The sequence below is a fragment of the Mesorhizobium sp. 131-2-1 genome (assembly GCF_016756535.1).
Lineage (GTDB): Bacteria > Pseudomonadota > Alphaproteobacteria > Rhizobiales > Rhizobiaceae > Mesorhizobium.
Map to the genome: position 1 here is coordinate 4,917,095 of NZ_AP023247.1, position 23,243 is coordinate 4,940,337.

At 58.6% G+C, this 23,243-nt stretch carries 17 protein-coding genes; 11 read left to right on the plus strand and 6 right to left on the minus strand.

All coding sequences use genetic code 11. The features are described from left to right. The first annotated feature begins 273 nt into the window (after nt 1-273). Nucleotides 274-2,238 carry an acetyl/propionyl/methylcrotonyl-CoA carboxylase subunit alpha gene (locus JG743_RS24140; RefSeq protein WP_202293227.1) on the plus strand — a complete coding sequence of 655 codons (1,965 nt, stop codon included), beginning with the start codon at nt 274-276 and terminating at the stop codon, nt 2,236-2,238. A gap of 55 nt (nt 2,239-2,293) precedes the next feature. Here JG743_RS24140 and JG743_RS24145 read toward each other — a convergent pair whose 3' ends face one another. After that, complete coding sequence (locus JG743_RS24145; RefSeq protein ID WP_202293229.1) at nt 2,294-3,415, minus strand: ABC transporter substrate-binding protein; 1,122 nt, start codon at nt 3,413-3,415, stop codon at nt 2,294-2,296. A gap of 392 nt (nt 3,416-3,807) precedes the next feature. Further along, nucleotides 3,808-4,074: a sel1 repeat family protein gene (locus JG743_RS24150; protein ID WP_202293231.1), complete on the minus strand. Its 267-nt coding sequence runs from the start codon at nt 4,072-4,074 to the stop codon at nt 3,808-3,810. Nucleotides 4,075-4,509: 435 nt separating this feature from the next. On the opposite strand from JG743_RS24150, the gene JG743_RS24155 reads away from it, so the two are divergent. From JG743_RS24155 to JG743_RS24165, 3 genes are all read left to right on the plus strand, one after another. Continuing rightward, nucleotides 4,510-4,851, plus strand: a complete 342-nt coding sequence (locus tag JG743_RS24155; RefSeq protein WP_202293233.1) for a DUF2147 domain-containing protein — start codon at nt 4,510-4,512, stop codon at nt 4,849-4,851. Between the two features lie 55 nt (nt 4,852-4,906). Then, nucleotides 4,907-6,406: a recombinase family protein gene (locus JG743_RS24160; protein ID WP_202293235.1), complete on the plus strand. Its 1,500-nt coding sequence runs from the start codon at nt 4,907-4,909 to the stop codon at nt 6,404-6,406. A 626-nt stretch (nt 6,407-7,032) separates the two neighbouring features. Further along, entirely contained in the window at nt 7,033-7,689 is a 657-nt protein-coding gene (locus JG743_RS24165) for a hypothetical protein (protein ID WP_202293238.1), read from the plus strand. A 392-nt stretch (nt 7,690-8,081) separates the two neighbouring features. On the opposite strand, the gene JG743_RS24170 is transcribed toward JG743_RS24165, so the two are convergent. After that, nucleotides 8,082-8,336, minus strand: a complete 255-nt coding sequence (locus tag JG743_RS24170) for a hypothetical protein (protein ID WP_202293240.1) — start codon at nt 8,334-8,336, stop codon at nt 8,082-8,084. A gap of 199 nt (nt 8,337-8,535) precedes the next feature. Between JG743_RS24170 and JG743_RS24175 the strand changes: the two genes are divergently transcribed. The 7 genes from JG743_RS24175 (at nt 8,536) to JG743_RS24205 (ending at nt 17,047) form a co-directional block, all read left to right on the plus strand. Continuing rightward, nucleotides 8,536-10,371, plus strand: coding sequence for a type I restriction-modification system subunit M (locus JG743_RS24175; protein ID WP_202293242.1), 1,836 nt, complete (start codon nt 8,536-8,538; stop codon nt 10,369-10,371). Beyond that, nucleotides 10,368-10,742, plus strand: coding sequence for a hypothetical protein (locus JG743_RS24180; RefSeq protein ID WP_202293244.1), 375 nt, complete (start codon nt 10,368-10,370; stop codon nt 10,740-10,742). The genes JG743_RS24175 and JG743_RS24180 overlap by 4 nt, the downstream gene beginning before the upstream one ends. Continuing rightward, the gene (locus JG743_RS24185; RefSeq protein ID WP_202293246.1) at nt 10,739-12,058 is read left to right on the plus strand and encodes a restriction endonuclease subunit S; all 1,320 of its coding nucleotides are present in this window, start codon (nt 10,739-10,741) and stop codon (nt 12,056-12,058) included. The genes JG743_RS24180 and JG743_RS24185 overlap by 4 nt, the downstream gene beginning before the upstream one ends. Then, complete coding sequence (locus JG743_RS24190; protein ID WP_202293248.1) at nt 12,055-12,573, plus strand: hypothetical protein; 519 nt, start codon at nt 12,055-12,057, stop codon at nt 12,571-12,573. Before JG743_RS24185 ends, JG743_RS24190 begins: the two co-directional genes overlap by 4 nt. Continuing rightward, on the plus strand, nt 12,570-15,677 hold the full coding sequence (locus JG743_RS24195) for a type I restriction endonuclease subunit R (protein ID WP_202293250.1): 3,108 nt from the start codon (nt 12,570-12,572) through the stop codon (nt 15,675-15,677). Before JG743_RS24190 ends, JG743_RS24195 begins: the two co-directional genes overlap by 4 nt. Before the next feature lie 268 nt (nt 15,678-15,945). Beyond that, nucleotides 15,946-16,419, plus strand: coding sequence for a hypothetical protein (locus tag JG743_RS24200; protein ID WP_202293252.1), 474 nt, complete (start codon nt 15,946-15,948; stop codon nt 16,417-16,419). Between the two features lie 262 nt (nt 16,420-16,681). Beyond that, on the plus strand, nt 16,682-17,047 hold the full coding sequence (locus tag JG743_RS24205; RefSeq protein ID WP_202293254.1) for a hypothetical protein: 366 nt from the start codon (nt 16,682-16,684) through the stop codon (nt 17,045-17,047). Nucleotides 17,048-17,365: 318 nt separating this feature from the next. Here JG743_RS24205 and JG743_RS24210 read toward each other — a convergent pair whose 3' ends face one another. Genes JG743_RS24210 through JG743_RS24220 form a run of 3 tightly spaced genes read right to left on the minus strand, consistent with a single transcriptional unit; the run spans nt 17,366 to nt 22,847 of the window. Next, a complete protein-coding gene (locus JG743_RS24210) occupies nt 17,366-19,906 on the minus strand; it encodes an Hsp70 family protein (RefSeq protein WP_202293256.1) in 2,541 nt (846 codons plus the stop codon). An 11-nt stretch (nt 19,907-19,917) separates the two neighbouring features. Continuing rightward, nucleotides 19,918-20,271 carry a hypothetical protein gene (locus tag JG743_RS24215; RefSeq protein WP_202293258.1) on the minus strand — a complete coding sequence of 118 codons (354 nt, stop codon included), beginning with the start codon at nt 20,269-20,271 and terminating at the stop codon, nt 19,918-19,920. A 2-nt stretch (nt 20,272-20,273) separates the two neighbouring features. Further along, the gene (locus tag JG743_RS24220) at nt 20,274-22,847 is read right to left on the minus strand and encodes a peptidoglycan-binding domain-containing protein (RefSeq protein WP_210388512.1); all 2,574 of its coding nucleotides are present in this window, start codon (nt 22,845-22,847) and stop codon (nt 20,274-20,276) included. Nucleotides 22,848-23,243: the final 396 nt, after the last annotated feature.

Below are 23,243 nucleotides of genomic sequence, written 5' to 3' on the forward strand. Positions count from 1 at the left end.
TCGCGGAGAGCACTCCCTTGGTAAGGGAGAGGCCCATGCGCGAACACTTGCAAGGACAGGCTGGCGGGACAGCGCCCCCCTCTGTCCTGCCGGACATCTCCCCCACAAGGGGGGAGAACGGACGTCGCCGCCGATTTCGCCAATCGCGCGCGTTGCAGGAATAGGCGGTTCGCCGAAGTTGCCAATCTCCCCCCAAGTGGGGGAGATGTCTGGCAGGACAGAGGGGGGCGCGAAGGATCGCCAACGTCGCCCATCGCAAGCTTGGGGGGCCCCATGTTCGGCAAGATCCTGATCGCCAATCGCGGCGAGATCGCCTGCCGCGTCATCCGCACGGCACGAAGGCTGGGCGTGCGCACCGTCGCCGTCTATTCGGATGCGGATGCGAAGGCCCTGCATGTCGGGATGGCCGACGAGGCGGTGCATATCGGACCCTCGCCGGTCGGCGAGAGCTATCTGCGCGGCGACAGGATCGTCGCGGCAGCGCTTGCCACCGGCGCAGAGGCCATCCATCCCGGCTACGGCTTCCTGTCGGAGAACCCCGATTTCGTCGACCAGGTGACGGCGGCAGGCCTCGTCTTCATTGGCCCGTCGGCGGCCTCGATCCGCGCCATGGGGCTGAAGGATGCGGCCAAGCGGCTGATGGAGAAGGCCGGCGTGCCCGTGGTGCCCGGCTATCACGGCGAAGCGCAGGAGATCGTGCTGCTCGCCTCCAAGGCGCGCGAGATCGGCTATCCGGTGCTGATCAAGGCGCGCGCCGGCGGTGGCGGCAAGGGCATGCGCCGCGTCGACCACCCGGACGATTTCTCCGAGGCGCTGTCCGGCGCGCGGCGCGAGGCCAAGGCCGCATTCGGCGACGACCGTGTGCTGGTGGAAAAATACGTCGACAAGCCGCGCCATATCGAGGTGCAGGTGTTCGGCGACAATTTCGGCAGTGCCGTGCATCTCTTCGAGCGCGACTGCTCGGCGCAGCGCCGCCACCAGAAGGTGATCGAGGAGGCGCCTGCCCCGGGCATGACGCCGGCGCTGCGCAAGGCGATGACCGAGGCCGCGGTCAAGGCCGCCAAGGCGATCAGCTATTCAGGCGCCGGCACGATCGAATTCATCGTCGACGCCTCGCAGGGGCTGAAGGCCGACCGCTTCTGGTTCATGGAAATGAACACGCGCCTGCAGGTCGAGCATCCCGTTACCGAAATGGTCACCGGCGTCGATCTGGTCGAATGGCAGCTTCGCGTCGCTGCCGGCGAGAAACTGCCCAAGACGCAAGGCGAGATCCAACTCGCCGGCCATGCCTTCGAAGCACGCATCTATGCCGAGGACGCTGCCAAGGGATTCCTGCCGGCGACGGGCACGCTGCATCATCTGAAATTCCCGGATGCCGGGCCGGAGGATGCCGCCATACGCATCGAGACCGGCGTGCGCGCGGGCGATGCGATCTCGCCCTTCTACGATCCGATGATCGCCAAGCTGGTGGCGCATGGCAAGGACAGGCCCTCGGCGCTCGAAGCGCTGCGCAAGGCGCTGGCACGAACCGAAGTCGCCGGCTCAACCGTCAACACCGCCTTTCTTGCAGCGCTCGCCGCGGATGCCGATTTCGTGGCGGGCGATGTCGACACCGGGCTGATCGGCCGGCATCAGGATGAACTGGTGGCGGTCGCCCCTCCGAACGGCGAGATCATTGCCGCCGCGGCGCTAGCCGCCTCCGGCGCCAGCGCGCAGGCACCGAGCAGCGATCCCTGGTCGTCGCTCGCCGGCTACGCGCATTTCCACACGGTGGAGCGCCGCACCCGGCTGCGCCTCGGCGAGGAGGATATCCTCGCGCGCGTTTCGGTGCGGCCGGACGGCCGCTTCCAAGTGGCGCTCGAAGCGCCCTACGAAGAGGTCAATTCCCACGACCTCAGGACCGCCCCTCGCCTCGCCCGCTGGCCAGGCCACGTCACCGTGTTCGACGATGCCGTCGGCTACAGTTTCGTGGTGCCAGACCCGCTGGCAAAGGCCGACGAGGCCGCAGCCGCCTCGGGCAGCCTACGGGCGCCGATGCCGGGCCTGGTCAAGCTGGTGCGCGCGGCAAAGGGCGATGCCGTCATCAAGGGCCAACCGCTCTTGATCCTGGAGGCGATGAAGATGGAGCACACCATCGCGGCCCCGCATGACGGGGTGATCGCCGAGATCGCGGCCGAGGGCGCGCAGGTCAGCGACGGCACCGTGCTGGTGCGCTTCGCCGAAGAGATGCAGACATAAAAAATGGAAATGGCCGGAATAGATCCGGCCATTTCCAACTGTCAGGCAGGCAAGATTACGGCTGGATCGGCGCGTATTTGCCGTCGTGCCACTGGTTGATGTCGTAGCTGGCGTTCTTCAGGTCGCCCTTCTCGTCGAAGATGACGTCGCCGACAACGGTGCTGATCGGCTGGCCGTTCTTCAGCGCGTCCGCCACCTTGGCCGGGTCGTCGCTGCCGGCGCGCTTGATGCCCTCGGCGAAAGCCTGGACCACGGCGTAGGAGAACAGCGTGAAGCCTTCCGGCACGAAGCCGCCTGCCTTGATCTTGGCGACGGCGTCCTTGGCTTCCGGCTTGGCCTGCGGATCGGACGGGAAGACGAACATCGTGCCTTCGCCGGCCGGCCCGGCGACCTGCCAGAATTCCGGCGAGGCGATCGAGTCCGGCATGATCAGCTGGAACTTGACGTTCTGCTCGGCCGCCTGGCGCAGAATAAGGCCGGCTTCAGGGTGATAGCCGCCGAAATAGACGACGTCGGCCTTCAGTTCCTTCAGCTTGGTGACGAGGGCCGAATAGTCCTTCTCGCCGGCATTGATGCCTTCATAATCCACCTCGGTGAGGCCGCCGGCATTCATCGTCGCCTTGACGGCGTCGGCCACGCCCTGGCCGTAGGCGCTCTTGTCATGCAGGATGACAACGTTCTTGCCGGCATATTTCTTGGCGATCCACGGACCGATGAAGGCGCCCTGCGCGTCGTCGCGCGTGTAGAGGCGCATGATCGTCGGCCAGCCGGCCTTGGCGGCGGCGTCGGTAAGCACCGGGTTCGACGAGGCGGGGCTCATCATCAGCGTGCCGGCTTCGGCATAGACGGCGGAGGCCGGAATGCTGGAGCCCGAGCAGGCATGGCCGTCGACGAATTTGGTGCCGTCGGCGACGATGCGGTTGGCGACCGAAACCGCCTGCTTCGGATCGCACTGGTCGTCCTGGATGTCGAGCTTGATCTGGTTGCCGTTGACCCCGCCGGCGGCGTTGATGGCGTCGGCGGCGGCCTGCGCGCCCTGCTTGAACTGGTCGCCGATCGTGGCAAGCTGTCCGGTCATCGGGCCGACCACCGAAATGGTGATGTCGTCGGCAAACGCCAAGGGAGCGCTCATCATCAGGCCCAATGCGGCCGCGCTCAAAATACCCAATTTTTTCATAGCGATAACTCCTCCACTATCGCGCGGCCGGTCCGGCCGCGCTTCTTCTCAGAGAGGCCGGACAATTTCACCCTTCGTCCGGCATGTCTTGGCGCATCGACGGTACTCGATTGGGCCTGTGCGCGTGGCTGGAAACTCTTGTTTGACCCTGATCTTTCCGAAAGCCGGGTCCCACTTTTTGGGATCATGGCCCAAAACGGCAAAAGCCGCGCCGGCCTTGTCCCGGCCGGTCGCGGCTTTTGCCAAACGAGCTTCCCCGAACGCCCCCGCGCCCGAAAACCCCACTCGCTTCCCTGTCTTCCTGTTCGTCCAGCCGTCTTGCCGCGGCCTTGTCCCTGGCACCGGCCGTCTTGCGCGGCCTTGGCCCGAAGCGTTTCCGCCCTCGTTATTCCTCAGTGCATCGTCATCCATTCGCGCGCTTCGCGCAGCGCCCGGGCGATCTCGGCCTTGGACATGGCCGCCGATAGTTCCGAGCGCAACGCGGCGGCGCGGACCGAACCCTTGATCGCGGCGATGTTGAACCATTTGTGGGCGGCCACGACGTCGGTCTCGCAATCGCGGCCGGTCGCATACATCATGCCCAGTTCGAAAAGAATGTCGGCCTGGGCGGTTGCCCCCATGGCGCCGAAGCCGGCTTCAAGCATTTCAAAACGTGCCATTTCAATCCCCTGTCTGGCTCCCGAGAGCTGCCTCCTTCTGTCCCTTGGTATCCCTCGGGGGGCCGCTCTTTCGATGCTTTCGAGGATGAAGCCGAGCCTTGAATCCGTCGTTAAATGGCGTGCTTAATTTGAGGAAAACAAAGCTAAAACAAGAGGTAAACGCTCAAATTCGTTAAGCATACAAAGCCCGCAATTCAGCCTGTTTGCGGCAAATTTGACGAAAACTTCGAACGACCGGGTCAAGACTCCGCTAACCACGGGAACCAAAGACGACGAAGCGATCCGTTCATTTCCGCGTTGAAGGGGGGGCGGCAAAATCCTGCAACCTTCCCCGGCGGCACCGCTTTCGTTTTGCCGGAAGCTGGATTAGCTTACGTTTGCGTAAGGGGTAGGAAGGCGGGACGGAGCCCACCGAAACCTATAGGGAGGACAGAAATGTTGCGAAAAGTGAGCCTGGCCGTAGCGGCCACCTTGATCCTGGCCGGCACGGCCTTTGCCGATCCGATCGAAGGCAATTGGAAGACGCAGGCCGGCGATACGGCGGCGATCGGCGGGAGCGACGCGTTTTCCATCACGCTGAAAACCGGCAAATATGCCGGCAAGACCATCGGCTCGCTCAAGCCGGCAGGCGACAACAAATATGCCGGCAGCATCACCGATCCGGCAAATGACAAGACCTATTCCGGCAAAGCGACGCTTTCGGGCACGTCGCTGAAGATGAGCGGCTGCGTGCTTGGCGGCCTGATCTGCAAGAGCCAGACCTGGACTAGACAGTAACTCTGCAGACTGATATCCCCGGCGTCTCCAGACACCCACGGAGACGCCATCCGCTATGCTACAACCCCGAGACCTCAAGGGCCGCACCGCGATTTCGTACGCTCGCTGGAGTTCCGGCAAGCAGACACAGGGCGACAGCCTTGCCAGACAGACTAAGAATGCCGAGGAGTTCTGTGCGGCGCATGGGCTGACGCTGGACCAGAAGTTGACCGACGAAGGTATCTCCGCCTTCAAGGGCGCGAACCTTGAAGCCAGCCTTGGCCAATTCGTCAGCGATGTCAGGACCGGCAAGATACCCAATGACGTGGTCCTGATCGTCGAGAACATTGACCGCATCACCCGCGTGAAGCCTACACGGGCAATCCGCTACTTCCTCGACCTCTTGGACACCGGCCTCACGCTCGTGACCCTGACGGATCAACGTATCCACACCAGCGAGGGCTATGACGACAGCTTCGCCAACCTCATGATGTCACTCATGGCAATGCAGGCGGCTCATGAGTACAGCGCCAAGCTGTCCTACCGTGTCCGCGAGGCGTGGCAACGCAAGCCAGAGAAGGCACGGGCGGGACGCATCAAGGTCTCCAAGCTGCCCTTCTGGATTGACCGCGAAACGAACGGGCTGAATGAACGAGCCGATGACGCCCGGCTCGTCTTCAAGCTTGCCGAGGAGGGCCACGGACAGCAGGCAATCACACAGATATTGAACACTCGCGGCATCCCCTCGCCCGGAGGGAACACTTGGGCACAAGCCGTCGTCGGGGATGTTCTTCGGTCCCAAGCTGCCTACGGGTGCCTTGTCCTCAAGGGCGAAGAGGTCCCCGGTTATTTCCCGGCGCTGATCACCGAGACCGAATGGCTGGCCACTCGCCAGCGCACCAAGGCCCGTCGCCACAGCAGACAGGTGGGGCGGACATCGAACCTGTTTTCTCGCATGGTCCACTGCGGACACTGCGGCTCCCCGATGGTTCTCACGTCCTCCAAGAAAGGCAGTGCGGTGTGGGGCTATTTCACCTGTACGGGCAAGACCTTCAAGCGCACCGGATGCACCGCCCCCAACTGGCGATATGACCAGTTCGAGCGAGAGTTGATTGACCGCATTGGTTTCCTGGCTGTTCCTGTACCGCAGGACCAGACAACCCCCGATCTCGCAGGGAAACTTGAGGAGACCATAGGTGCCCTTGAGGCCAAGCAATCCAACGTCCTTGCCGGTATCGCCGAGGCTGAAACCGCCGACGTGCGCAAAGTCCTGCTGGGGAAGGCCGATGAACTGGCCCGGCAAATAGAGGCGAAGCGGAGGGAGATGATGGGCATCCGAGAGAATGACGCACGGTACCGTGAGAGTGCGTCGGCTGTCGTCGACTTCGAGATGGATCAGGAGGAGATCAAGCGGCTGGCCAAGGAAGACCGGAAGGGAGCCCAAGGGCTCATCTCCAATCTCGTGCAGCGCATCGACCTTGAGAGCGACAGCAAGACCCTCAGGCGGGCGGTCGTCACCATGCGAAGCGGCTACAGCCACCCCCTTGTTTTCGACAGCACCGGGGAGCCGGGCTGATTAAGTCGTCATATAGCACATAGAACCTCCGCCGCTTAAAGGCGCTATGAGAAAATTGTTCCTCAAACACCCCCAAAAAGCAGCGGCGAATAGAACAAAATAATTACCCCCTCATATGGGACATAGAACGGGAAAATTTTCTTTCCTCCCCTGCCGTAATACCCCATAGAGCTGCTCATTAGTGAGAGCTAATTAGGGGCCCATATTGGACATAGAAGCCGTTCATTAGGTTGCCATATAGAGGGATAGAACGCCCTCCTGCAGCGACTACCCGGCATCATGGCAAAGCTCTCCGCTGCGCGTCCGCTTCCTGTTTCCTCCCCTGCCTTCTACGCTGTTGTCTTGGTGGTCTCCTGTGATCACCCGGGAACCCCTCCTATCGTCAGCGGCGGGCAGCTTTGTGGTCGAGGGCACCTGACGTCCCAAAGACACCCAACCTTATGCCTGACTGGTTCACCCGCCGCCATTCGGTCGATGAACTAAGGGCCCTTCTTCGGGACGGCAACGCCGCCTGACCCCAGAGCGTGGCCTGAGAAGCGTCAAGCCCTGGCCAGTTCCTATACTGCCAACCTCAGCCAATCGACTCCCAACGCGCCGTACGGCCCGAAGAAAGGCATTCCATCGCCATGACTATGCATACCAATCCCACGCCCGGCCTCAAGGGATGGGTCAAGCAACACAAGTCGGCAGCCATTGCCCGTGGCGGTCGGTCACTCACCGCCGCAGAGGTGATCGCCGAGAGTGTCCGCTACAAGGCCGAGAGCGGTCGGCCCATCCTTGCTCGCGGAGAAATCTTCAACCCCATCACGGGCGAGATCGTCACCGGCTGCCTCTCACTCTCCAATGCCCTCGACGTCCTTCGGGAACGCTACGGCATCGATACCACCGTCCGAAAGCTTATCCCAAAGCTGGAACGCAAGGGGCTTCTGGAGCGCCGCCTTGCCTGGCGCATGGTGCCCATGGTGACTGACACGACCGCAAGGAAACCAGAGTATCGCCATGACGCAGTAGCCACCACAGCAGCGATGGGCGCTGGCCTTCTGATACCCATTCACTACGGACGGAAGGAAGAGAAGTGGGTCCGAACCTTGGTCACCCCAGATGGACTTGAGTTTCTCGCGCGGCTCCTGAAGGCACCAGCGGGAGCCGTCAAGAAACCCAAGGCTCGGGATACCGTGTGGGCACTATTGTCCGAGGGCAGAACGCAGGCAGAGATCGTTCAACTGAGTGGCATGTCCAAGCAGGCGGTTTGGTACCACGCAAGGTCCATTAGCAACCTCTAAGTCAAAGAAACTGGTCGTCGCTATACTATAGACGAGAGGTAACTGGGGGGCAGACTCCCTCGAGGAGATAGCTGGCGGCCCAGTCGGGAACCCATGGATGAGACGGCTTCGCCGTTCATGGGATAATCGACCGTGCTGCCAGCTTCGCTTTGGAGACAAGTTTCGGAGACAGGATTGATGGTCATCATTGATGATCATTTCTTTTGTCTCACCTGAGCCACAGCTTCAGGACCGTCAGGAGCCTCTATCGATACGGGCGAAGCCCGTCTCTGCGATAGCCTACCTGACGATAACCTGAAGTTGGCTCACGGGCTCGCTTTGCGTCCTGCATCCTTGCCCCCACCTTTTTTGTCGCTGGCTCGACAGCACCACGACGGCGACGCCCGACGCACTCACGTTAGCCCTTTGGTCAGCCCCGCCCGCTTTCTGAGAATGTGAAAAGCTCTCAGGATTATCAGGTCATTCTCCCGCTCGGACTCCTCCACCTTTTCTTCGTACGAGGCTTCCTCGGTGTGAAAATCTTCCGCTTTTGAAGGCATATTTTTCCATCCCCATTGACATGCATCCCAGTAGCTCTCGCAGGGGATGGTGCGCTCTGCCACGACCCGGCCTCTGCTCCCAAAAAACACGATCTTGAAATGTGTCATGCCGTCGGCTCCAATCATTTGGCATTATTGCCGACAGCCGATGTTTCACACATTTGAACAGGAAAAAAGAGCGACTACCAAAGCCTCCCCGTTAGCGCAGAGAGCAACCGCGTTGCGTGGAAGACCGCTGCGTTGCCGTTGCCATTTGTTGACCTGTAGTCTTTAGTCTTCCCGGACTGATTTGGGGGGGTATCTGTAATTGAACCAGCAGGCACTATCGGCATTCATCTGGTCTGTCGCGGACCTCCTCCGAGGAGACTACAAGCAAGCCGACTACGGCAAGGTCATCCTGCCCTTCACGGTGCTGCGGCGTCTCGACTGTGTGCTGGAGCCGACCAAGGACGCCGTGCTGGCCGAACAAGCCGCAAAGGCCGCGCAAGGCATGAACCCCGAGCCGTTCCTTCTGCGCAAGGCCGGGCAGACCTTCTACAACACCTCTAAGCTCGACCTGCGGAGGCTCATGGGCGATCAGGACAACATCGCCCAGAACCTGTTCACCTACATCCGGGCCTTCTCACCTGATGTCCGCGACATCTTCGACCGTTTCGAGTTCGCGGTGCAGGTCGACAGGCTGGCCAAGGCGGGGCTGCTCTATCAGGTCACAGAGAAATTCGCACGCATCGACCTGCATCCCAGCAAGGTCGACAATCACCAGATGGGCCTCGTGTTCGAGGAGCTGATCCGCAAGTTCTCGGAACTCTCCAACGAAACCGCCGGTGAGCATTTCACGCCGCGCGAGGTCATCCGTCTGATGGTGAACCTCCTGTTCGTCGAGGACGACGACATCCTTTCGAAGCCCGGCGTGGTGCGTACGATCTATGATCCGACGGCTGGCACCGGCGGGATGCTGTCGGTGGCCGGTGAGCATCTCGTCGAACACAACGACAAGGCCTCGCTGGTCATGTACGGGCAGGAGCTGAACCCGGAGTCCTACGCCATCTGCAAGGCCGACATGCTCATCAAGGGGCAGGACGTAGCCAACATCGTCTTCGGCAACACGCTGTCCGACGATGGCCATCCGCATGAGAAGTTCGACTACATGCTGTCCAATCCGCCCTTCGGCGTCGAGTGGAAGAAGGTCGAGAAGGAGGTCCGTCGCGAGGCCGAGCAGCAGGGCTTCAATGGCCGTTTCGGTCCGGGCCTCCCGAGGGTCTCCGACGGGTCGCTGCTGTTCCTGCTGCATCTTCTCTCCAAGATGCGACCAGCTGTCGATGGCGGCAGCCGGTTCGGTATCGTGCTGAACGGCTCGCCCCTGTTCACCGGCGGCGCGGGCAGCGGCGAGAGCGAGATCAGGCGTTACGTGCTGGAGAACGATCTGGTCGAGGCCATCGTCGCGCTGCCCACTGATATGTTCTACAACACCGGCATCTCCACCTATGTGTGGGTGCTGTCCAACCGCAAGCCAGCCCACCGCAAGGGCAGGGTGCAGTTGATCGACGCCTCCAGCTTCTGGCGCAAGATGCGCAAGAGCCTTGGCTCCAAGCGCAAGGAGATGGGCGACGACGACATCGCCACCGTGACGAAGCTGTTCGGCGGCTTCCACGAGGCAAGGCTGGCTACGGTGACGGACGCCGACGGCAAGGAAGTGGCGCGGCAGGTCGTGCTGGAGGGCGAGCAGCCCCCGGCGGCCCCCGAGGGCGGCAAGGTAAGGCTCGCACCCTTGTCGCTGGTCTTCCCCAACGAGGCGTTCGGCTACCGCACGATCACGGTCGAGCGCCCCTTGCGCGACGACAAGGGCCGGTTGGTCCTTGGCGAGCGCGGCAAGAACAGGGGCAAGCCGCAGGCCGACAGTGGGCTGAGGGGCACCGAGAACGTGCCGTTGGCCGAGGATGTCGACGTCTATTTCCGGCGCGAGGTTCTGCCCCACGCGGAAGATGCCTGGATCGATCACGAGAAGACCAGGGTCGGCTATGAGATCCCCTTCAACCGGCACTTCTACGTCTTCGAGCCGCCGCGTCCGCTGGCCGAGATCGACGCCGAGCTGAAGCAGGTCACCGACCGCATCCTGACGATGATCGGGGAGCTATCGGCGTGACCGGCGAAGAACTGAGGGAAGCGATCCGGGCGTTGCTGGCAGACCATCCGGCTATTTCCATTTCGTCCAAAGGCCATGCGACACACGCCGAGCGTTATGTTGCAACCAACGGGGCACCGCTTGGCTTTGAACCCGCTCGGGTCAGGCACCAGAACCTCTGGGTTCGCGCCGACAGTGTGCGCGTCAACCGCCTGAGCGACATTGACAGCGAACCCTACGACCATTCGACATTCGCTGAGAGCAAGCCGAACCACAATCTCTTTGGAGAAGCTGCCTTCAAGGACGCCGATCTGATCTGCTTCAAGGTTACAGACTTGTGGCAAGCGGTGCGGATAGTCGCCGAAGTTGCCGGGTTGAAGGGCTCACCATGAGCTTCCCATCGTATCCGAGGCTAAAGCCAAGCGGGGTGGAATGGATTGGCGACCTCCCAGACCATTGGGACGTAATGCCACTCAAGCGGATTGTCAGCCTCCGCAGCGGAGAGATGATCCGACCGGACCAAGTCGATGAAACTGGGACCTATCCCGTCTACGGCGGAAACGGATTGCGCGGCTACACTTCCACCTACACCCATGAAGGCACCTATGCCCTCGTAGGGAGACAAGGTGCGCTTTGTGGCAACGTCAACTACGCGTCTGGACAGTTTTGGGCGTCGGAACACGCGATCGTCGCAACTCCCCTTTGTGGGATGCCTGTGACTTGGCTTGGCGAACTGCTGCGAACAATGAACCTCGGCCGCTATTCTACTTCCGCTGCGCAGCCAGGCATTTCGGTTGAGATGATCGCGAACCTCGTCGTGGGTGTGCCGCCCCTTCCCGAGCAAACCGCCATCGCCGCCTTCCTCGACCGCGAGACGGGCAAGATCGATACGCTGGTGGAGGAGCAGAAGCGGCTGATCGAACTGCTCAAGGAGAAGCGCCAGGCCGTCATTTCCCACGCAGTCACCAAGGGGCTCAACCCCGATGTCCCGATGAAGGCCTCGGGCGTCGAGTGGCTGGGCGAGGTGCCGGAGCATTGGGACGTCAAGCCCCTAAAATTGGCTGCCTCAGTCCAGACCGGGACAGCCAAGGGGAAGGACAATTCGGGTAAAGACACAGTGAGAGTACCGTATCTCAGGGTAGCCAACGTTCAAGACGGCTACCTCGATCTTACAGACGTTGCAGAGATTGAAATACCAGCCTCCGATCTCGACCGTTACCGCCTTCGCAAAGGCGACGTCCTCATGAACGAGGGGGGCGACTTCGATAAATTGGGTCGGGGACATGTCTGGTATGGAGAGATCGATCCTTGCATCCACCAGAACCATGTCTTCGCAGTTAGACCAAGAGAGGTCTCGCCCGAATGGCTCAATGCAGTGACCAGTTCAGCGTATGCTCAATTCTATTTCATGAGCCGCTCAAAACAGAGCACAAACTTAGCGTCGATTTCATCCACCAACATCATGGAGTTGCCGCTCGTTCTTCCTTCGCGCGACGAGCAAGTAGAAATCCTTCAACAGGTAGACCGACAGCTCAGCAGGCTCTCGCAGCTTTCCGCTGAATGCAACTTGGCGGTGCAGATTTTGCTGGAGCGCCGAGCATCCCTCATCTCTGCCGCCGTCACCGGCAAGATTGACGTGCGGCCATTTGAAGATCGCAGCCAGGCCGATGCCGCTCCCGCCCAGACAGATCGAAGGGTGTTTGCATGAATGTTTCAAAAGTCATTTCGTCCATCCGGTCCAAGAGCCAGAAGGAGCGCGACACGATGCGCGCCCGTGCGAACGAGGCGTTGGCGAAAGGTTCGGTGGAAGCGAGGCAACTTCTCGATGCTTTGGACCAGTACGAAGCGGAGGAACGGCAGCAGCGTATCGATCATGCAAGCAGCCTTCCAAGGGCACAGCTGGTCATTGAGGCCTTTAAGGGTCACCCGATGACCGAGAACGAACGGAATGTTGTACAGGCCTTGCTCGACAATCCGGGCCTCACGTCCACGGGCCTGAGCGACAAGCTGGGCTGGGGCGGGCAAATCTGGCACAAGAATTTCGGCACCTTGTGCAAAAACCGTATCGGATCACTGTGGCCAGCGCCCTACGCCGAGGAACGTGATGCCGATTTCTATTGTGGCGTCCTCGCCGACCTCTCCGCCGACCATCGCTGGACCATCAAGCCGGAGGCGGCTGAAGGGTTTGCCGCGCTCGGCCTGCGCCCTGCGAAGACGACATGACACTCCACAAGGAAGTCAGTTTCGAGACCGAGATGTGCGAGTATCTCGCCGCCAACGGCTGGCTCTACGCCGAGGGTGACGCCGCCGCCTATGACCGTGCACGCGCGCTCTTTCCCACCGACGTCGTCGCGTGGATCAAGGCCAGCCAGCCGAACGCCTGGGACACGCTGAGCAAATCCCATGGCGCTGCGGCGGAAACGACGCTGCTCGACCGCATCCGCAGGCAGATCGATGAGCGCGGGACGCTCGACGTGCTGCGCCACGGCGTCGAGATGATCGGCCTCAGGGCACCCCTGGCGCTCGCCCAGTTCAAGCCAGCCCTGGCGATGAACGCCGACATCCTCGCCCGCTACCAGGCCAACCGGCTGCGCGTGGTGCGGCAGGTGCGCTATTCGCTCGCCAACGGGAACGCCATCGATCTCGTGCTGTTCTTCAACGGGCTTCCGGTGGCCACTGTCGAGGTGAAGACGGACTTCACGCAATCCGTCACTGACGCGGTGGACCAGTACAAGTTCGACCGCCTACCAAACCCCAAGGGCCAGGCCCCCGAGCCGCTCCTGAGTTTCCCAAGCGGGGCGCTGGTTCACTTCGCGGTCAGCAACGCCGAAGTGATGATGACCACGAGGCTCGAAGGCCCGCAGACGCGCTTCCTGCCCTTCAACAGGGGCAACGACGGCGGCAAGGGAAATCCGCCGAACGCCAAGGGGCACCCGACGGCGTACCTGTGGGAGGACATCTGGCAGCGGGACTCGTGGCTGGAAATCCTCGGGCGCTACATGGTGGCCGAGCGGGACACCAAGAAGAAGATCAAGGGCGTCATCTTCCCGCGCTTCCACCAGCTCGACGCCACGCGCAGGCTCAGGGCCGCAGTGCTGGCCGAGGGTGCTGGCGGCAAATACCTGATCCAGCACTCGGCAGGCTCGGGCAAGACCAACTCGATTGCCTGGTCCGCGCACTTCCTCGCCGACCTTCACGACGACCAGCACAAGAAGGTTTTCGACACAGTTCTGGTTGTGTCCGACCGCAACGTCATCGACACCCAGCTGCAGGAAGCGATCTTCAATTTCGAGCGCACCACCGGCGTGGTCGCGACCATCAAGAGCGAGGGCGGGGCCAAGAGCGGCCAGCTCGCGGAGGCGCTGGCGGGCGGCAAGAAGATCGTCGTCTGCACCATCCAGACCTTCCCCTTCGCCCTTCAGGCCGTGCGGGAGCTTGCGGCATCGCAGGGCAAACGCTTCGCGGTGATCGCCGACGAGGCGCATTCGAGCCAGACCGGCGAGGCCGCTGCCAAGCTCAAGGCCGTTCTTTCGCCCGAGGAGCTTGCCGATCTCGGCGACGGCGGCGAGGTCAGCTCCGAGGACATCCTAGCGGCCCAGATGGCGGCACGCGCCAGCGACAAGGGCATCACCTACGTTGCCTTCACCGCGACACCCAAGGGCAAGACGCTGGAGCTGTTCGGTCGTCGCCCGCATCCCGATCAGCCAGCCAGCGAAACGAACCTGCCAGCCGCCTTCCATGTCTATTCGATGCGGCAGGCCATCGAGGAGGGTTTCATCCTCGACGTGCTGCAAAACTACACGCCCTACAGCCTCGCCTTCAAACTCGCCCATGAGGGCAAGGAGATGGACGACACCGAGGTCGAGCGCAGCGCGGCGGTCAAGTCCCTCATGCGCTGGGTGCGCCTGCACGACTACAACATCAGCCAGAAGGTGCAGATCGTCGTCGAGCATTACCGCTCGCTGGTGCAGCCGCTGCTCGACGGCAAGGCCAAGGCGATGGTGGTGGTGGGCAGCCGCGTCGAGGCCGTGCGCTGGCAACTCGCCATCAACAAGTACATCAGGGACAAGGGCTACCAGCTCGGGACGCTTGTCGCCTTCTCAGGCGAGGTCAACGACCCGGCGAGCGGACCCGACCCCTTCAGCGAGACCAGCCGGGAACTGAACCCCGGCCTGAACGGACGCGACATCCGCGAGGCCTTCAAGTTGCCCGAGTACCACATCCTGCTGGTGGCCAACAAATTCCAGACCGGCTTCGACCAGCCGCTGCTATGCGGCATGTATGTCGACCGGCGGCTGGCTGGCATACAGGCCGTGCAGACGCTGTCGCGGCTCAACCGCGCCCATCCCGGCAAGGACACCACCTACGTCCTCGACTTCGTCAACTCCGGCGACGACATCCTCAAGGCCTTCCAGACCTACTACCAGACCGCCTCGCTTGAGAACGTCACCGACCCGAACCTCGTGTTCGACCTCAGGGCCAAGCTGGACGCCTTGGGGCACTACGACGACTTCGAGGTCGAGCGCGTGGTGAAGGTCGAGCTGGACCCGGCGTCGAAACAAGGCGACCTCGTCGCCGCCATCACGCCCGTCGCCGACCGGCTCCTGAGAGCCTACAGAGACGCTCAGGAGCGACTGCGCATCGCCCGGTCCAGGGATGACGCCAAGGTAGCAAAAGACGCGCAGGAGACGATGGACGCGCTCGTGCTGTTCCGGGCCGACATGGGCGCTTTCGTGCGCCTCTACGCCTTCTTGTCGCAGATTTTCGACTACGGCAACACCGCCATCGAAGGCCGCCACATATTCTACCGCCGCCTCATCCCGCTGCTGGAGTTCGGGCGCGAGCGGCAGGAGATCGACGTGTCGGGGCTGGTGCTGACCCACCACAAGCTGGCCGACAAGGGCAAGCGGACCTTGGCTCTTGGCGGCTTCAGCGAGCCGTTGCAGCCGATCTATGACGCAGGCTCCGGATCGGTTCAGGAGAAGCAGAAGGCTCTGCTGGCCGAGATCGTCGCCAAGCTGAACGACCTGTTTCAGGGCGTGGATGATGAAGACCAGGTTCGCTACGTCATGGGCGATCTCAAGGGCCAGATGCTGAAGTCGGATACCTTAATCGAGCAGGCTGCCAACAACACCAAGGAGCAGTTCGCCAACTCTACCGACATCCTCAAATGCATCGTGAACGCGATCATGGATGCCGATGAAACCCATTCAAACCTGGGCAAACAGGCGCTGGGCTCGGCGAAGATACGAGAGGGCCTCAAAGAGATCCTATTGGGACCTGGGCGGCTCTGGGAGGACTTAAGAAGCAAGGAACCGACAACCTGAACAAAGGGGAGGATGCGTGGCTAAAGGTGGGTACATCGGGGGAAGCTCAATCGTCGGACCGTCCGGCTGGTTCTCGCGAGACCGCCCGTCACTAACAACGCGCCTATTGCCAAACGGAAAGGGCTCGGTTCAGCGCTCGAAGAAGCTGTGGAATTAGTCCGCAACACCCGCGCGAAGATCAAGAAACTGGACCTGGAAATCGCCGACATGCACTCCGTTAAGAATTGGGCCGTTGTAGTTTTTTAATAGCAGAACCTGGGGGATTTTGATGATCAGCGACTACTACGGCGCAATTGCAACCTTGGCCGTTGGTATTTTGGCAGGCGTCCAATGGTACTTTTCGAATAGAGCTGCGGCACGGCAGCGGGACAGTGATCTAACACGTTGGGGGGGCGACGTGATCGATCTCATGGCAGAACTCGAGACAGCCTGCTCTCCACTGGTTACCGAAGGTCGCCCTACCCGCGCCGAGATCGAGCGAATCGGCCATAGGGCCAGTGCGCTTGTCGACAAAGGGCGCCTGTTCTTCCCTAATGTGAAAAATCGGCGGCGCTCTGCAAAGGATGATGAAGGCACGCGCATCAAATTATTAGATGAGGTCCTCCGAGCCTGTTATGTGGCGAGGCACCTCGCATCTGTTGGTGCGGCTGACGAGGAATCGCTAAGACAGCAGATTTGGCAATCGCGAGGTAACTTCATACGATTGCTGCAGAAGGAAATGACCGCACCCTCAGAGCTGTGAAGGATGATGACAAAGGCGATTCAATCCCAATTGACCCAAGTCTGTGGCCCGATGCGCACCGAACCCTGAAGTTACCACCGAGAACGCCTGCAACGAAAAGATAGCGACAGCTAAGGCGTCCCCGCTCGAATGCCGACTCCTCAGATGATGAGAATGACGAATGGCTGCCAGCTTCGAAAGCGGGACCTAAAGGAAGAGCGTTGGCAAGCCCCACTCGCTGATCCACTCCCTGCTTGCGGTCGGTGAATAGCCGAGCGATACTGTGGATGTTGGTTATGTCGAACCAATGCGCGACGACCGTCATCGGTTCGAAGTCGCGACGTTCCTCCCCGACGGCGGCGGGTTGGCCTCCAGTTCGCGGATGCGTTCAGCAGGGAACAGCCCCATGACACCATCTATGTCTAAGATGAATGATGCCCTTTCCGATCTCCGCGTTGCCTTGGCTGCTGGCCAGGAGCGGGGGACGGCCATAGCTGAGATCGCCGAAGAATACGGCTTGAAGCCCGCCCTGCTCGCTCACTTCGCCGAGACGATGGCCGCCAAGCCGCTCCCGACAGCGAAGGAAGCAGATTTAGAACGAGACAAGCGCGATGTGCAGGACTTGAAACGCCTATTTATGGAGGATTAAGTGCCAATCCTAACTCCATATCGGGCACGTCGCCCCTAACAAAGAGCGTAGTCGGCTCGCGGTATTTGCGAAGTGCCGGTTGGCTTCACGCAACCATGCAATGACACCGGCATGTCCCCCGCCAAGCCTTTCGCGGTCCTTATCGCTCGCTGTTCGGCTGGCCCATAGGATTAGCTCGAGATCCCCCGCTCTCATCCAGGTTGCAATGGCCTAATCAGCAGCAGGCTCCCAGTGGTGTGGGGATCGACTTGCTTTGGCTTCGCAAAACATCGCCTCTACCCGCCGCTATGGACAAGCATCTTTTTGTTGCGTTGAGCATCAAAACTTCATCAACCCGGAGAGAGCGCTAGTCCTTCCGCTATCAGCTTCCAAAATCAGGTTGTCACGCATCTGATGGATCGTCTCTCTCAGGCGGTCGATGTCGCCATCGTTGATCGCCACTTCCCCCTGTTTGACTAGTCGGTCGTGCTGGCTCTTATCGATCGACAAATGCCGCTCCTCCGCGCAATCTTCAAAAACCGAAACCCAGAACTGTGGCAAAGCAGCCAACTTTTCCATAACTAGGGCGCGGGCCTCCTTCAAGGATTTCCGCCCATCATCTATGCCACTAGAAAGCCCTTGCGAAACCCTGTCGCGCGCCATTTCCGCCTGGCGCTTCACCTTCGCCCTCGTATCCTCGTCCATAATGTCAGACAGAGAGTCTGAAAAACTGCTGAGAAACCCATCAATCTCCGCCCGAAGTATCTTACCTTCAAACTCGGGCTTCATCCGAAGCTTTGCTATCTCCTGCCGCAGCAGTCGCGCCTTCTCTGCTATTGATCGGTTCGTATCAGCGTCAAACGACAACCTTACGTCATCATCCAACTGATCCAATCGTCTCCTGAAATCCATCACCTGCTTTGTAATGTTTACACCAAGAGCTTTCTCGATTTCGAAGACATCATTTCGCGCTTTACCTATCACCGCGGCCGCATTCGCCTTACCGATCTCACCATCATACATTCTATGGCTCGCCTCGGGCACGTACATCTTACCAGTTTTATAACTTACTCCCTGTTCCTCAAAAGATATTTCACAGTCTAATAGGCCGTTCGAATCTACCTCCCATTTGATATGAACCGCGTCCCCACGCCTAACGACTTCACCAGCGTTCAGGCTGCTAGAGTGATATTGAAAAAGCCCTATCGGCAAATTGAGATCCGGGTCGCTCAAATCCTCAACCATCTCAAAGATTTCAAAATCCAAGGACGACCCGTCGTTCGCCCTCATATCTCTAGCGGCGCTCAGCCGGGTTGCGCCAATCGTAGGCGTGGGGGTGCCCTTGAAGATCAGCGGCATAAGTGTGTTTCTTTCCTCACCCACCGCTCCAGTCACCACCTTTATGGCAACCGTATGCATCAGGGGCATCCCTCCAGATGACGCCCCAATCCTCGTGATTGTTAACTCTCGCTCATCCTCGGTTCTAACGTTCCCAGCTGAGCTGATGATCTTAACGTGAATCTTATTTGCACCCATCTTTTCCAAAGGGATATCTTTGATATCTACTTTGTCGGTCAGAGGGACTTGCCCGGTACTCCAACCCCCCTGGGTGTCAACGATTACCCGAAGCCCTTCGATTCCGGCACTATCTACAACCTCGAGCCGGACACTCGCCTTATTGTTGGGGGTGCGCTCAGGATAATTGTATCGTACGTTCACCTTTCCGCTGGACGTAGCTGAAGCACGCGTCCGTTTTGGTTTAGCAGATTTTAGGTCGCCCCAGTCCGTTCCTTCAGCGTAGATGGCGGCACCCATTGCGACCGCCGTCATAGGATCAGTATCAATATCAATGGGAATCCCAAGAACGCTTGCTACCTGTTGTCGAATGTAAGGAGTTCTGCTCGGACCGCCTATCATGACGACCCTATCCATATCGCTGGGCGAATAGCCGCTCTGGGAAAGTAAGCTCTCGCAAAGCTCCAATGTGCCGCCGACATTTTTCTCTATCAGGCCGTTCAGGTGCTCTCGCGTGATCTCAACATCAAGATATATTTCCTTCCCACTCCGATCTTTGGCTGCAATTTGGTTTTCGTCGGCGAAAATATGGTCGCTGACCTGTGTCGACAGCGCGATTTTTGATAACTCGGCCTTGTAGAGCGCAACCCTCAAAAGCCGATCATAGGTTTTGTCTGCCTGGAAATCTTCCGGAAGATCGAAGTTTGAAAGGAGCCATTCCCTGACCAACGTGTTTAGGATGGTCAGATCGAAATCGCGACCTCCAAGCATGTTGATCCCTGCATGTGCGATCACTGTGGCGGATCCAGACACGCTCTGGACTATCGCCGCATCGAAAGTTCCACCACCAAGATCGTAGACCAGGAAATTCGCCGTTCGTTTTTCGCTATTTCCGATTGAAGCCATGGCCGCCGCAATTGGCTCTTGGAGGAGTACCACTCTCTCAAGGCCAGCCACTCCCGCAGCACGCATGGTCGCTTCAGATTGCATCTGATTGAACGCGGCAGGCACCGTCACCGCTGCGCCCGCAATTTCGAAGTCCCCTACGGCCATGCGCGCCTGAGCGACTAAGGTTTTCAGAACCTCGCTGCTCGCTTCTTCTGGCGTCATCTGTCGCTTAGTCGATTCAAACTTGATAACGCTACCGGTGCCTAGAAGGCGCTTGAACCCCTGCGCCACATCTCCTGGGGAAAATGCAGCTTGATCATAAGCTCGCTTACCGATCAGATAGTTTCCACGCCGGTCGATCATAACCGCACTCGGCAAGACATCCGTTCCTTCGGTCGTCTTGAATAGCCGTGCCTGACCTGACGTTATTCCCACAACAGCAGAGTTTGACGTTCCTAAGTCGATTCCAAGATACACGGCTTTCTCTCCTACCCCTTAGTCAGGTACACTTTTCCGGTGCGAATGACCCTACGTCCCAACATTATCGTCGGCTCTATCGTGTCCTGAATTATCAAATTAGCATCACCAACAAACTCATCAGCATTAATGGCAACCACAGGCAAATAGCTGTCAAACATTTCACCGCGATAAACTATCAAATTCATATCAACTTGAGAAAGAATCGCATTAAGCCTATTAGTCGAATACCTAACCTGAGCCTCAACTCTGCTGCGAGACTCTGGTCCAAGGGTTTCGACTATCTTTGAAAACGACCTTATCAATTTCCAATATTCAGATGCGATTTCTGCCGTTGTCGCTTCCGTTTGTGCCGATTGATCCATGTTCACCCCCCGAACAGCGCCTGCTCGTGAGCGGCGGTCCATATCCCCCTATCATCCAACCCCCTCAATCTGGAAAACTTGACCAGGGCCTCTCGCGACTTTCCGCTCCATAACCTCTCGTTCTTCCCGTCATAGAAGCCTAATTCTCGCAATTTGCGATTAATAATCGCCGCGTCCTCTGTATTGAGAGGATTCAATTTTCCTCCGTCTATAGCCGGATATCTCGACGCTGATTTATAAGGAGATGATAGGGATCGACTGGGGTCGTTACGACTCCCTGTTCCGCCAAACAAAACCTTGATAGTGGCATTGTCGAGGACATCATCGGAAGCAAGCCCGTTGCTGACCTTGAAACGGTATAGGGCGCTACGAGAGCTGGGACCCCAAGTTCCGTCACCTGGGCCTGGGAGATATCCCAGATCGATCAAAATGTCTTGCACGACTTGGGCGGCTTGCGGGTCGAGCAGGTCTAACTGAGTTTCCTTTTGGGTGTTTTCGTCTGTCGGCACATCTTTGTCGGCCGACACATCAGGTTTTGGGCTCTGAACCGGGGCCGCAGTTGGAGCTGACGGCGCAGCCTCAGGGTACGAGGTGACCGGTGGCGGAGTAACCTGCCGTTCCCAGACCTTGATCCGCGCCTGAGCTTCCACTTGCAGGAAAGTGCGCCTACCTTCCAATTGAGAGTTCACAATGATCATATCATAGTCCCGATACCTGTAAGAACCACATCGAGAATTATAATCGTTTACTTCCGTGTTGAATCTATCAACCAGCTCATCGGATATCCTCGTGCGGATATAGGAGAGCCTTTCGCTTTCAAACTTGCAATATCGGATACCTTCCACACTTAACACCAGGTTTGAACCCTTGTCTGGCGCCTGTTCAGCCCACTCGTTTACGGCGACAGGATTCACCGTGATTGGGGGCGGAGATGGGTATGTGGAGGGAGATGGGGACGGGCGAAAGACTTCACGACTGGATGTCCTCGGCTGGTTATTTGACACAGCAATCCATATGAAAAAGGCAGCGCCAGCGGCTAACCAAACCCAGTTTAGTTTCCGTTTCGCTACCTTTTTTTCAAGAACAGATCGCGTTCCTGCAAATGTCATCCGCTCTTCAGGCGTATCTGCTAATTCTTCAAGATTCCGCAAAGCAGTAATTGCGGCAGCGTTGTCATTTTCTTTCGCGCCCTTAAGAATCTGCTCTTGTAGCGAATTCCTTTGCGCAAGGCGCTTGTCCTCAGTTAATTGTCGCTGCATCTCTTGACTAGCCGCCGGGAAGTGAGGCGACGAAATAAGCCCGTCGATTAACACGAATGCGATTTTCGGATTGTCAAATTCGTTGTTTATATCGATTGCGATACTACGTATAATCGCAAAGGGCATGTCTGAAGAAGGTTTGCCTTTCGTTGCGGCTACGGCGGTCAAAAAAGCTTGGTATAGTGTCTTGGCTGAACCCACACTGCCACTTCCAAATTTGCCTCTGGACAATGACTCCGATAGCTCTTGGTAATGATCCCTCCACTTATCACCGAACTCTATAAGGGTTGACGCATGAAAAATTACCAAATTTTCTTCTAAAGTGACTCTGTCTTCAGTCAATCTCTCGCTGGCGCGGGGCAATTCTTGGAAAACGGAAATAGCAGTTTCATTTATTTCAAAAGCGATATCGAATCTTTTCGATTCGTTTGCGATGGTTATTAAGGATGAGCGAACCTTTTCAAATACCTCGCGTGATCCGGGCTCATCTCGGCCCTTGTAATTCTCCATCAACTGAAGAGGCTGACTCAGCTCATCCCATGATAACAATTTCGACTTAAATTCTGAAACATTGGTGCTATTGGACGGATTCTTGATAAGCATTTCCAGCGTATCAAATAGGGTGCTTTTTCTGTATTGGATACTCTTACTTATTTGGCTACTATACCCTGACAACAAGGTGTCCGCGGCTTCGATGCGATTTGAATCCGGGCTCATCAGAATGACGGAGACAACTTTCTTCATTGTCGCCGCTGCTTGATCAGGTTGTTCAACGAAACTCATCGTCGCGCGGTCGGCTTGGCTTCTCCTCAGTTCGTGAACAAGGTCTGCTACCATTTTTTCGGTAGGCGCAGGAAACGCGGCCGCTTTGTGTACCCGCGTCAGCGACTTGAGTATCTCGCGCGTGTCAAAGGCGGCCCAGGCATCGATCAAAGCTACAAGGAGGGCATCGTTGAACTGTGCAGATGTCTCGGCGACATGGGTTAGTAGGTTTGATCTTGAAATCGGGGCAAGAGGGAGTGCCGTACGAATGAGCGCGTCTGCAGACGAGTCGGCGCTCCTAACTTGGCGCATGATAGCTCGCGCCGCGCTTTTTGGTGTATCGAGAAGCGAATTCAACTCAGCGACAAGCCGGGACTTTGGTCTTACCAGTGCATCTTTCGCGGCGATCAACTGGTGCTCGTTGGCCGGGTCGCGTCCTAGCCCGTCTTCAAGCGCGTCAGAAATAGATTCCACTGTGGCATCCGGAGAAAGGCCCAGAATCTCAAACGCATTAAACAGGAACGGTGAGTTTTTGCTGTCCATGACGTTTTTCATCCGCCGTGGTATCCCCTAAGCTCGTTTGGGAACTCAAGATTCAATCGAACGGTTGTCAAGGGGAACGACCAAACTGGCAAGAACTTAAACCTCTAGGGTCATCGGCCAGCGACGCACGCCCTTGACTTAGCCTAGTTTCGTTTCGCGAAGCTAATAGGGCCGACATTCGGAGCTTTTTGGCGAATAATCTGTCTTGGCATTTCATATAAACGTCGCGTGATATCCTCCCCTCGGGGGCTTAACAGTAAGGCATGAACAGCAGGAACCCTTAATGCCGATGCCCGTTCATTCGACCCTATCAGATAGAGACCCTGCGTTTCGGCCATGCGTTTTCGGCATTCGTAGAATAGATGCATTGATCTGTCATATTCACTTGAAAACGGTGCAACCTCTTGT